Raw genomic sequence first — 12,237 nt, forward strand, 5'->3', positions numbered from 1 at the left:
ATCAGGGGATCAGCTGTAGAGCAGTTCGTAGATATAAAAATATTCTGCGTCCGATAAACGGATAGCGTAAGCCTCTTCAATCGGCAAAAAGGAGGATTTGATGACGCTAAAGGCACGAGCGTCCAGATCAAGCCGGTTTTCCAGCGCCATCTGTAACGGTTTGCGGTTAATCACGATACGCTCGACCATGCAGCAGCAATGGATCAGAAAACGTAGTGTCACCTGGCGGCTCGGTTTCAGGGAGAGCGTGTTGGTTAAGTGGTTCAGAACGTCCTCGATCTCTTTCAGAATTCGCTGCGGGTTGAGCACCGAAATATGGTTGATGATGCTCTCCATGGTCAGCGCGCTGATAAAGCGCATGGCGCTGCGCTCCATCTCCAGTCGGCGCTCGCTGCTTGAGAGATCCGGAGTCAGCAGGCTAAGCACCAGCTCCGGCCCTTGCTCGGAAAACAGTTCCTCCAGCGAGATAAACGGAATATCCGGCAGTCCCGGCTGGAAGGTGCCGACGATCCCTGCCAGCCGTTCACTGGCATTAAGCGCCTGCTGAATACGCTCCAGGCTGCGCACCTCGTTATAGTCGAGAATCACCATACGCGTGTCCTGCGACATCAGCTCGCCAAAGCTCTCCTCCAGCACTTTTTTGATCTTTTCTGCCGTCCCCATTCCGGTTATACATGAGATAACCAGCACTTTGCCACCGCTCTCTTGCTGCGGCGTGCAGAGCCGACAAGGGATATTTTTACTCTGCATAAGCACAGCCAATTGCGATAGATCCCCAGTTTCGTAGCTTAAATCCAGCCCCACCTCCAGCAGGCTGGTCAGAGTGATATTTGGCAACAACAGAACGTCAATCTGGAACAGCTTGCTGATGGTGCTGCCAAAATGAACCAGCGATCCGATATCCACCATCAGTATCAGCCGCTGCCAGCACCGGTCCTGAATCATCCGGGTCAGGGTTTCCAGGGTGTCATGCACCGACTGCTCAAATGGCATATCAATTGCGTAGAACAGATCGCGCTCCAGCACCCGATTCACATATTGCGCCTGGCTCGTTGCGGTGGTCGCACCGTGAGCGATTAGAATCACGCCGCAATCCGGGCTGGTGTCGATGCGCTGGCGGTAGTGGCGACACTCTTTCAGGAACAGGCACAGCCAGACCACCTCCGTCGCCGGGCACTGAATATGCAGCAGCTCATTGATTTTGCGGCACAGAAGCGTGGCATTGTCATACTCATCTTTACAGCGATCCAGAATCAAGCTGGAGGAATAGAGTTGAGGTATAAGCCCTCGCCGCACATAGCCAATCAGCGCAAGAAAGTGTTTACGTAACGGGTTCGCCAGGTTTTCTGGCAACGTAAATCCTAATACCTGCTCCACGTAACCGATCAGCAACGTCACCCGCTCCTCAATTTGATCGCCATAGCGCGGTGGATGCGCCGTACTATGGCGGCTATAGAGACCGTATTCAAAAATCGAACTGAGTTTGTTTTTCAGGATAGCCAGCGTTTCTGCGGGCGGCACGTTACTGTTGCGCAGATTGACATATTCACGAGTCAGGAAACTGTAAAACAGATCGCTCTCTTCTATTTCCGCGCTGGTCGCCAACGAATTTTTTAACGCGGGCAACGTACGCGCATCCACGTTCAAACGATCTTTACCGCCAAACAACGCATCGACCAGCAGGCGCTGCTCCGGCGTGGTATTAAACGGCATCTCCGCCAGTCGTTTATCTAACTCTAGTGTATCATTGCGCTCGGTCATTCCCGACGCCCACGCCTGCGCGCACAAGAACTGAATATCGCTTTTAAGCTGGCCGATATTGCCTTCCAGGGGTTTACTTAACAACCAGTGCAAAAGGGTTTTATCAAGGCTTATGGTACGTTCAATTTTACGACTTTCGCGCTGGAAGAAGCTGACAATCAATTCGAGTTGCTCCTCGACCGAACGCTGGCGAATACCCGGTAAGTCGATATACACCTGGATACGCCGCTGGAAGGTACGCAATAGTGAGGAGTTGACCAACTCTGTGGTGGCGCAAATAAGGCGCACCGAAATTGAATATGTTGGCCCACTTGAACCAAGCGGGCGGTATTCACCTTTATCGAGAATAGAAAAGAGCTTCTCTTGTCCTTCATACGGGAGGCGATGCACTTCATCCAGAAGTAAATAACCTCCGTCAGCTTGCTCCACCAGCCCCGTTTTATTCTCGCTTGCCCCGGTAAATGCCCCCTTATGGTGACCAAACAGATGAGAGGAAAGCAACTCCGGATTATGAGCATATTCGGCACAGTTAAAGTAAACCAACGGAGGTGGCGAACCTATGGTGTGCTTACAAGCGAAGCAATGCATTAACTCAGCAAAGAATGTTTTGCCAACACCAGATGCCCCGGTTAACAGCACATGCAGTCCGTGGGGATAGAGCACCGCTGCGCGGCCTTTTTCTACCGCATCACGGAGACTACGGTCGTATCCGATAAGTCCGGAAAACGGATCATCATCTGTATATTTTTCTTTCTTTGGCAATAAACTAGCCACTGAATGAACTATGCATTCGCAATCATCCAGTTTTCGATTAATGAGCAATTCTAGTGCGTGACGATGTAGAAAAAAAACAGGACGTCCCTGACTTTTTACCACCAGGCCTTCATTCCATAATTGATTAAGATCTTTACTAACCGAGTTACGTGCCAGCCCAAGGTTAAAACCAATCGCCTCAGCAGTAAATGCTTTCTCCTTCGCTAAATCAGACAGTTCCAGCCCATACGTCAGTCGCTCCAGCTCCTTGCAAATAACATCAATCCGTCTCATTTCTTTACCGCTTAAAAAACAATAGTTGTTCAGAACATACACTATTTGTAAACGTAAGAATGAGAACTACCGGGAAGAATTAATATTCCTTGTGACAATCTGGTTTCTGAATATTCGTGTTTTAAATATTACTTATGTTCTGAAACAACCAGGCAGGTGAACAGAGCTAAGAAAAAGTCGCGTAGAAATATAAAAACATATATCGCACTGATGAATGTTTCCCGGCATGACTATGCACACCGGGAAATATTTAGCGAATTACTCGCCCTTTTTCGCCGCCTGAATATACAGCATCTCCAGCGCCAGCGTCGCTGCTGCCAGAGCGGTGATTTCCGACTGATCGTATGCCGGAGCCACTTCCACTACGTCCATCCCAACAATGTTGAGATCTTTCAGGCCACGTACCAGTTTAATGGCGCGATCGGAGGTCAGGCCGCCGATCACCGGCGTACCGGTGCCCGGCGCGAAAGCAGGATCCAGGCAGTCGATATCAAAAGTCAGGTAAACTGGCATATCACCTACAATCTGTTTCACCTGGGCGATAACGTCATCCACGCTGCGATCGTTCACCTGGCAGGCGTCCAGTACGGTAAAGCCGTTGTCTTTATCAAACTCGGTACGAATACCAATCTGTACGGAGTGATTCGGGTCGATCAGACCTTCTTTCGGCGCGGTATAGAACATAGTGCCGTGGTCAAATTCACAACCGTTCGCATAGGTATCGGTGTGGGCGTCAAAGTGTACCAGCGCCATTTTGCCGAAATGCTTCGCATGAGCACGCAGCAGTGGCAGCGTGACAAAGTGGTCACCACCGAAGGAGAGCATACGCTTACCGGCAGCCAGCAGCTTTTCAGCATGCGCCTGCAGCTTCTCGCTCATCTCACGAGCATCGCCGAAGGCATACACCAGATCGCCACAGTCCACCACGTTCAGACGCTCGCGCATGTCGAAATTCCACGGGAAGCGGTTGTGTTCCCAGGCCAGATTCGTCGAAACCTGACGGATCGCCGCTGGACCGTGGCGTCCACCCGCACGACCAGAAGTGGCCATATCGAACGGCACGCCGGTAATTACCCAGTCAGCATCGCTGTCATACGGCTGGAAGTTCATCGGCAGGCGTAAAAAACCAAAGGCGTTGGAAACCAGTGAGTTATCGTATTGATGACCTAAGGTGCTCATGGGTGGACTCCTATTACAAAGTCGATATAAAAAAACCCTTCCGCGTCGTTAGGCCCGACGAGGAAGGGTTGGATTTGCGAAACACAATTTTGTGCTAATTATCGCCTTAAATGGGCGAGGCATCAAGCGAGGTTACTATTTCCGACACGGTGGCGGCGCATAGCCATTGTTATCTGCCGGGAAGGCTTGTCCAGAGCACGGCGGCAGCGTGTTTTGCGCCGGGCCTTGCAATTCGAAAGCTGCAAAGCCAATTACACCGGTATTACGCACATCGCCTTGCGCCGAATTGGCTGCGTAGGAATCCGCAACGTTGGCGAACTGAAAAGCCGCTTCGGTATGTTTATCTTTGCGGAATCCTTTAATCGCCAACGAATCCCCGGCATTCACAATATAGCCGTTGTTATTCAGGGAACCTTGTTTACCATTGAGAACATCCAGGCCATCAACTGTCGCAACGATCTCGTAGTTGGTGTTACGACTGTAATTGCGGACATATAATTGGTAATTCATTCCTACTCTGGCATGGACTATATAGCGTAGTTCTTTACCTGATGAATTATAAACCCGCGTAATAGGTAGAGAATTAAAATTACCATCGCGAATAGCATATTCAAGTTCGTTAATACGAATGCTATAAACGCGGTCGTAGCCGGAAGGAACATTAGTCGAATAACTAATAACGATCATCTCTGCCGGATCGCGCCAGGCTCGTTCAGCAGATACGCCCTGAACCGTTGAGTGCACATCCCCACCCCAGGCGGTGCCGACATTGCCCGATGCACTGCTATTATACTGCGCATTACTGGAACAACCGGCCAACAGCACGACTAATGCCACCAACGCGCTACGTACTTTCCATTTTTTCATAACCGTTCCCTCTGCATTTAATTAATGCAGCGATTGTAGGGAGATTATTCAATAAGGAAAGCAGCTAAATTATTTTTAAGAATATATAAAAAGAAAGCGGGCCGATTTACGTAAATAAATCGACCCGATAGCGGAATAATCTTAATTATTCATCTTCAAGATAGGTATAACCGTACAAACCTGCCTCGAACTCTTCCAGGAACTGTTGTTGCAGTTCAGCATCAAGATCGGTTTTCTTCACTTGATCACGGAACTGGGTTAACAGCGTTTTCGGATCGAGCTGTACATATTGCAGCATGTCCGCCACGGTATCGCCTTCGTCAGACAGTTCCACTTCTACGCTACCATCAGGGAAGACGAACACATCAACCGCTTCGGTATCACCAAACAGGTTGTGCATGTTGCCGAGGATCTCCTGATATGCGCCGACCATAAAGAAACCGAGCATCGGCGGATTCTCTGGATCGTACTCCGGCATAGGCATTGTCGTGGCAATACCATCACCATCGATATAGTGGTCGATGGCACCGTCAGAGTCACAGGTAATATCCAGCAGCACGGCGCGCCGCTCCGGAACTTGATTCAGCCCTGCCAGCGGCAGAACCGGGAACAACTGGTCGATCCCCCATGCGTCCGGCATCGACTGGAACAGCGAGAAGTTGACGTACATTTTGTCCGCCATACGTTCCTGCAATTCGTCGATAATCGGGCGATGTGCGCGGTTTTGCGGATCCAGCTGCTTTTGCACTTCATGACACATGCTCAGATAAAGCTGCTCAGCCCACGCGCGTTCTTGCAGGTTGTAGGTGCCCGAAGAATAGCCGATATGAATATCGTGCAAGTCCATCTGGCTGTCATGTAACCACTCACGCAGAGAACGGCGAGTTCCCGGTTCGTGCATCTCCTGCCAGGTTTCCCACATGCTTTGCAGCGCGCGCGGTGCGTCTTCTGCTGGCGCGGTCGGCACCGTGTATTCGTTACGTTCCACGCCGATGATATTCGACACCAGCACGGTGTGATGCGCAGTCACCGCACGACCTGATTCGGTGATTACTGTCGGATGCGGCAGACCATTTTCTTCACACGCATCGCCAATCGCCCAAATGATGTTGTTGGCGTATTCATTGAGGCCGTAATTCACTGAACAGTCGGACTGCGAACGAGTACCTTCATAGTCCACACCCAGACCGCCGCCGACATCAAAGCACTGAATATTGACGCCCAGCTTGTGCAGTTCCACATAGAAACGCGCGGATTCACGAACGCCCGTGGCGATATCGCGAATATTCGCCATCTGCGAACCGAGGTGGAAGTGCAGCAGTTGCAGGCTGTCGAGACGTCCGGCTTCACGCAGGGTTTCAACCAGTTGCAGTACCTGAGTCGCCGCCAGGCCGAACTTCGATTTTTCCCCGCCAGAAGACTGCCATTTGCCAGAACCTTGAGACGCCAGACGCGCGCGCACGCCCAGACGAGGAACGACATTCAGACGTTCTGCTTCATCCAGCACAATGGCGATTTCTGACATCTTCTCAATGACCAGATAGACCTTATGGCCCATCTTCTCGCCAATTAATGCCAGGCGGATATATTCGCGGTCTTTATAACCATTGCACACGATGACGCTACGGGTCATGCCAGCATGCGCCAGTACCGCCATCAACTCAGCTTTGGAACCGGCTTCCAGGCCCAGCGGTTCGCCCGAATGAATCAGGGATTCAATCACGCGGCGGTGCTGGTTAACTTTGATCGGATAAACGAGGAAGTAATCGCCGTTATAGCCGTAGGATTCCCGCGCACGTTTGAACGCGGCGTTAATGGAACGCAAACGGTGCTGCAGGATCTGTGGGAAACAGAACAGTGCAGGCAGACGCTGACCCTGTGCTTCACGAGTTTTCACTAACTGCGCGAGATCGACGCGAGCTTCCGGGACGTCCGGGTCCGGGCACACGCTAATGTGGCCCAGCTCGTTAACGTCATAATAGTTATTGCCCCACCAGGCAATATTGTAAGTACGCAGCATCTTGCTGGCTTCCTGGGAGCTCATTGCAACCTCCTGCATGGAGCGTAGTACACCGTGTTCGCCCGCTGACGAAGGCAAACTCATAGACATGTCGTCAGACATAGCGAACCTCAAATTATTTTATTAAGTGTAAAACAGTTAACGACTATCGCAGCCTGGGACTGCGATAACAACCCATAAGCACACGGATTTTCCAGCAAAGTATGCTGACGCTCCGACTGCGCAACCGGTTTCTTTTTCATAACATTATTAAACACATAACCGAACGTAAGTGTGACAGTTCGGCGAAACCACGAGAAAACTCTTGTTTTTACAAGAGCGCCCTTGTTCAGTCCTCAGTAACTGTAACCAGCTCTTGAATCCTGAGAAGCGCCGAGATGGGTATAACATCGGCAGGTATGCAAAGCAGAGATGCAGAGTGCGGGGAACGAATCTTCACCAGAACGGTGAGACAGGTTAAGCAGCAGACAACGGTTCATTATTTCGTATCACCTCCACGGCCGCCTGTTAAGACGAACCCACAAGCCAAAACTCTGATTTCAACCCGGCTGGAAGTGGCAACACGAAAGAAACGTCGTGTGCTTTTTATTTAAGCCGCGCGCCGCGTTTTATACCCCACAATGGCAGAAAATTGCAAAAGATAAATACGCAGAATGCCAGCATTGTCAGGAAAAATTTCCAGCCACGTTTTTAACAGAATGAGACACGATTCAAAAAAAAGTGGAAATTGGGTGAAGAACTGACCTAAAATAGCCATCCAGATGTTAATCCATCCATACCGATTAACACTCAGACTGCCAGTGTTTTTAACCTGCAGAGTCGTGGTAGGATCCGCTACCACAGAAAATCCACACAACAGTTTGAGCTAACCAAATTCTCTTTAGGTGATATTAAATATGGCAAAACACCTTTTTACGTCCGAGTCCGTCTCTGAAGGGCATCCTGACAAAATTGCTGACCAAATCTCTGATGCCGTTTTAGACGCGATCCTCGAACAGGATCCGAAAGCACGTGTTGCTTGCGAAACCTACGTAAAAACCGGCATGGTTTTAGTTGGCGGTGAAATCACCACCAGCGCCTGGGTAGACATCGAAGAGATCACCCGTAACACCGTTCGCGAAATTGGCTATGTACATTCCGACATGGGCTTTGACGCTAACTCCTGTGCGGTCCTGAGCGCTATCGGCAAACAATCTCCTGACATCAACCAGGGCGTTGATCGTGCCGATCCGCTGGAACAGGGCGCGGGCGACCAGGGTCTGATGTTTGGCTACGCAACCAATGAAACCGACGTGCTGATGCCAGCACCTATCACCTATGCACACCGTCTGGTTCAGCGTCAGGCTGAAGTACGTAAAAACGGCACTCTGCCGTGGCTGCGCCCGGACGCGAAAAGCCAGGTGACTTTCCAGTATGACGACGGCAAAATCGTTGGCATCGATGCTGTAGTACTTTCCACCCAGCACTCTGAAGAGATCGACCAGAAATCGCTGCAAGAAGCGGTAATGGAAGAGATCATCAAGCCGATTCTGCCCGCTGAATGGCTGACTTCTGCCACCAAATTCTTCATCAACCCGACCGGTCGTTTCGTTATCGGTGGCCCGATGGGTGACTGCGGTCTGACTGGTCGTAAAATCATCGTTGATACCTACGGCGGCATGGCGCGTCACGGTGGCGGTGCATTCTCTGGTAAGGATCCATCAAAAGTGGACCGTTCAGCAGCGTACGCAGCACGTTATGTCGCGAAAAACATCGTTGCGGCTGGCCTGGCCGATCGTTGTGAAATTCAGGTTTCCTACGCAATCGGCGTGGCTGAACCGACCTCCATCATGGTGGAAACTTTCGGTACCGAGAAAGTGCCTTCTGAACAACTGACTCTGCTGGTACGTGAGTTCTTTGACCTGCGTCCATATGGTCTGATTCAGATGCTGGATCTGCTGCATCCGATCTACAAAGAAACCGCAGCATACGGTCACTTTGGTCGTGAACATTTCCCGTGGGAAAAAACCGACAAAGCGCAGCTGCTGCGCGATGCTGCCGGTCTGAAGTAATCTTTCTTCACCTGCTTTCAAAGGCCAGCCTCGCGCTGGCCTTTTTCTTTTCCAGAGAAATGCCTGATGCGCTACGCTTATCAGGCCCACAACCGCTGTCACATGTAAGTGGATAAGGCGTTCACGCCACATCCGGCAAAAAACCGCCCGCAATAACATCATTCTTCCTCAACACGTTTTACCGCAAATCATCACCACGACTGAAACCGATTACACCCACCACACCAGCCAAATATTTGTAATATTTTCATATTATTATTCAGTTTTCACAGCTGTTACATTTCTTTTCAGTAAAGTCTTAATTGCAGATAACTGCGTTTAATCTATGATGATATAACTCAATTATTTTCATGCACTTAAATCATAACTAAGATAAATGTTAGTGTAAGCGATTACACTGATGTGATTTGCTTCACATCTTTTTACGTCGTACTCACCTATCTTAATTCACAATAAAAAATAACCATTTTGGAGGGCATCATGCCTGACGCTAAAAAACAGGGGCGGTCAAACAAGGCAATGACGTTTTTCGTCTGCTTCCTTGCCGCTCTGGCGGGATTACTCTTTGGCCTGGATATCGGTGTAATTGCTGGCGCACTGCCGTTTATTGCTGATGAATTCCAGATTACTTCGCACACGCAAGAATGGGTCGTAAGCTCCATGATGTTCGGTGCGGCAGTCGGTGCGGTGGGTAGCGGCTGGCTCTCCTTTAAACTCGGGCGCAAAAAGAGCCTGATGATCGGCGCAATTCTGTTTGTTGCCGGTTCACTGTTCTCTGCGGCTGCGCCAAACGTTGAAGTACTGATTCTTTCCCGCGTTCTGCTGGGGCTGGCGGTGGGTGTGGCCTCTTATACCGCACCACTGTATCTCTCTGAAATTGCGCCGGAAAAAATTCGCGGCAGTATGATCTCGATGTATCAGTTGATGATCACTATCGGGATCCTCGGTGCTTATCTTTCTGATACCGCCTTTAGCTACACTGGTGCATGGCGCTGGATGCTGGGTGTGATTATCATCCCGGCAATTTTGCTGCTGATTGGTGTTTTCTTCCTGCCAGACAGCCCACGTTGGTTTGCTGCCAAACGCCGTTTTGTTGATGCCGAGCGCGTGCTGCTGCGCCTGCGCGACACCAGTGCGGAAGCGAAACGCGAACTGGATGAAATCCGTGAAAGTTTGCAGGTTAAACAGAGTGGCTGGGCGCTGTTTAAAGAGAACAGCAACTTCCGCCGCGCGGTGTTCCTTGGCGTACTGTTGCAGGTAATGCAGCAATTCACCGGGATGAACGTCATCATGTATTACGCGCCGAAAATCTTCGAACTGGCGGGTTATACCAACACCACCGAGCAAATGTGGGGGACAGTGATCGTCGGTCTCACCAACGTACTCGCCACCTTTATCGCAATAGGCCTTGTTGACCGCTGGGGACGTAAACCAACGCTAACGCTGGGCTTCCTGGTGATGGCTGCTGGCATGGGCGTACTCGGTACAATGATGCATATCGGTATCCACTCTCCGTCGGCGCAGTATTTCGCTATCGCCATGCTGCTGATGTTTATTGTCGGCTTTGCCATGAGTGCCGGTCCGCTGATTTGGGTACTGTGCTCCGAAATTCAGCCGCTGAAAGGCCGCGATTTTGGCATCACCTGCTCCACCGCCACCAACTGGATTGCCAACATGATCGTTGGCGCAACGTTCCTGACCATGCTCAACACGCTGGGTAACGCCAACACCTTCTGGGTGTATGCGGCTCTGAACGTACTGTTTATTCTGCTGACATTGTGGCTGGTACCGGAAACCAAACACGTTTCGCTGGAACATATTGAACGTAATCTGATGAAAGGTCGTAAACTGCGCGAAATCGGCGCTCACGATTAATCTCCTCTGGCTTCCTCCCGTCGCGGAGGAAGCCACCTCTTGCAGTCATCTTTTCTTCGCTCTATCCTCTGCCGCTATGAAAACATCCCGTCTCCCTATCGCCATCCAACAGGCCGTTATGCGTCGCCTGCGGGAAAAACTCGCCCAGGCCAACCTGAAGCTGGGGCGTAACTACCCGGAGCCAAAACTCTCTTACACCCAGCGCGGAACCTCTGCCGGAACAGCCTGGCTGGAAAGCTATGAAATTCGCCTCAATCCCGTTTTGCTGTTGGAAAACAGTGAAGCTTTTATTGAAGAAGTGGTGCCGCACGAACTGGCACATTTGCTGGTATGGAAACATTTCGGCCGCGTAGCGCCACATGGCAAAGAGTGGAAGTGGATGATGGAAAACGTGCTGGGCGTTCCCGCCCGTCGTACGCATCAGTTCGAACTGCAATCCGTGCGTCGCAACACCTTCCCCTACCGCTGCAAGTGCCAGGAACATCAGCTTACCGTACGCCGCCATAATCGCGTAGTTCGTGGCGAGGCCGTCTATCGCTGTGTTCATTGCGGTGAACAGCTGATTGCAAAATAACCACCTGAACTATCAGGAACTTTCCTGATCTGGCTGATTGCATACCAAAACAACTTTCGCTACGTTGCTGGCTCGTTTTAACACGGAGTAAGTGATGTACCGTTATTTGTCTATTGCTGCGGTGGTACTGAGCGCAGCATTTTCCGGCCCGACGTTGGCCGAAGGTATCAATAGTTTTTCTCAGGCGAAAGCCGCGGCGGTAAAAATCCACGCTGACGCGCCGGGTACGTTTTACTGCGGATGTAAAATTGACTGGCAGGGCAAAAAAGGCGTTGTCGATCTGCAATCGTGCGGCTATCAGGTGCGCAAAAATGAAAACCGCGCCAGCCGCGTAGAGTGGGAACACGTTGTTCCCGCCTGGCAGTTCGGTCACCAGCGCCAGTGCTGGCAGGACGGTGGACGTAAAAACTGTGCCAAAGATCCGGTTTATCGCAAGATGGAAAGCGATATGCATAACCTGCAACCGTCAGTCGGTGAGGTGAATGGCGATCGCGGCAACTTTATGTACAGCCAGTGGAATGGCGGCGAAGGCCAGTACGGTCAATGCGCTATGAAGGTCGATTTCAAAGAAAAAGCCGCCGAGCCACCAGCACGTGCACGCGGTGCCATTGCGCGCACCTACTTCTATATGCGTGACCAATACAACCTGACACTCTCTCGCCAGCAAACGCAGCTGTTCAACGCATGGGACAAGATGTATCCGGTTACCGACTGGGAGTGCGAGCGCGATGAACGCATCGCGAAGGTGCAGGGCAATCATAACCCGTATGTGCAACGCGCTTGCCAGGCGCGAAAGAGCTAACCTACACTAGCGGGATTCTTTTTGTTAACCCCTACCCCACGCGTACAACCGCGTGGGGAGA

11 protein-coding genes are annotated in these 12,237 nt (G+C 51.0%); 4 read left to right on the plus strand and 7 right to left on the minus strand.

All coding sequences use genetic code 11. The annotated features are described in order from the left end of the window. Positions 1-9: 9 nt before the first annotated feature. The 7 genes from dagR to yqgD all read right to left on the minus strand — a co-directional run bounded on the left by dagR (position 10) and on the right by yqgD (position 7,715). Positions 10-2,808 carry a transcriptional regulator DagR gene (gene dagR, locus BGE37_RS00810; protein WP_032185088.1) on the minus strand — a complete coding sequence of 933 codons (2,799 nt, stop codon included), beginning with the start codon at positions 2,806-2,808 and terminating at the stop codon, positions 10-12. Positions 2,809-3,066: 258 nt separating this feature from the next. Further along, positions 3,067-3,987: an agmatinase gene (gene speB, locus BGE37_RS00815; protein WP_000105566.1), complete on the minus strand. Its 921-nt coding sequence runs from the start codon at positions 3,985-3,987 to the stop codon at positions 3,067-3,069. A gap of 135 nt (positions 3,988-4,122) precedes the next feature. Continuing rightward, positions 4,123-4,854, minus strand: coding sequence for a hypothetical protein (locus BGE37_RS00820; RefSeq protein WP_105287664.1), 732 nt, complete (start codon positions 4,852-4,854; stop codon positions 4,123-4,125). A 145-nt stretch (positions 4,855-4,999) separates the two neighbouring features. Next, complete coding sequence (speA, locus tag BGE37_RS00825; protein ID WP_105287665.1) at positions 5,000-6,976, minus strand: biosynthetic arginine decarboxylase; 1,977 nt, start codon at positions 6,974-6,976, stop codon at positions 5,000-5,002. A gap of 8 nt (positions 6,977-6,984) precedes the next feature. Beyond that, positions 6,985-7,116: an acid stress response protein YqgB gene (yqgB, locus tag BGE37_RS00830; RefSeq protein WP_001360961.1), complete on the minus strand. Its 132-nt coding sequence runs from the start codon at positions 7,114-7,116 to the stop codon at positions 6,985-6,987. Positions 7,117-7,209: 93 nt separating this feature from the next. After that, the gene (gene yqgG, locus BGE37_RS25785) at positions 7,210-7,353 is read right to left on the minus strand and encodes a protein YqgG (protein WP_001297404.1); all 144 of its coding nucleotides are present in this window, start codon (positions 7,351-7,353) and stop codon (positions 7,210-7,212) included. Between the two features lie 110 nt (positions 7,354-7,463). Then, positions 7,464-7,715, minus strand: a complete 252-nt coding sequence (gene yqgD / locus BGE37_RS25790) for a protein YqgD (RefSeq protein ID WP_001305310.1) — start codon at positions 7,713-7,715, stop codon at positions 7,464-7,466. A 55-nt stretch (positions 7,716-7,770) separates the two neighbouring features. Between yqgD and metK the strand changes: the two genes are divergently transcribed. The 4 genes from metK to endA all read left to right on the plus strand — a co-directional run bounded on the left by metK (position 7,771) and on the right by endA (position 12,176). Then, positions 7,771-8,925 (plus strand): methionine adenosyltransferase, encoded by a 1,155-nt coding sequence (metK, locus tag BGE37_RS00845; protein ID WP_001062128.1) that lies wholly within the window; start codon positions 7,771-7,773, stop codon positions 8,923-8,925. A 480-nt stretch (positions 8,926-9,405) separates the two neighbouring features. After that, positions 9,406-10,800: a galactose/proton symporter gene (gene galP / locus BGE37_RS00850; RefSeq protein ID WP_001112301.1), complete on the plus strand. Its 1,395-nt coding sequence runs from the start codon at positions 9,406-9,408 to the stop codon at positions 10,798-10,800. A gap of 76 nt (positions 10,801-10,876) precedes the next feature. Beyond that, the gene (locus tag BGE37_RS00855; RefSeq protein WP_001316615.1) at positions 10,877-11,374 is read left to right on the plus strand and encodes a SprT family zinc-dependent metalloprotease; all 498 of its coding nucleotides are present in this window, start codon (positions 10,877-10,879) and stop codon (positions 11,372-11,374) included. Between the two features lie 94 nt (positions 11,375-11,468). Continuing rightward, on the plus strand, positions 11,469-12,176 hold the full coding sequence (gene endA / locus BGE37_RS00860) for a deoxyribonuclease I (RefSeq protein WP_000286513.1): 708 nt from the start codon (positions 11,469-11,471) through the stop codon (positions 12,174-12,176). Positions 12,177-12,237: the final 61 nt, after the last annotated feature.

This window comes from Escherichia sp. MOD1-EC6300 (assembly GCF_002965045.1).
GTDB lineage: Bacteria > Pseudomonadota > Gammaproteobacteria > Enterobacterales > Enterobacteriaceae > Escherichia > Escherichia coli_F.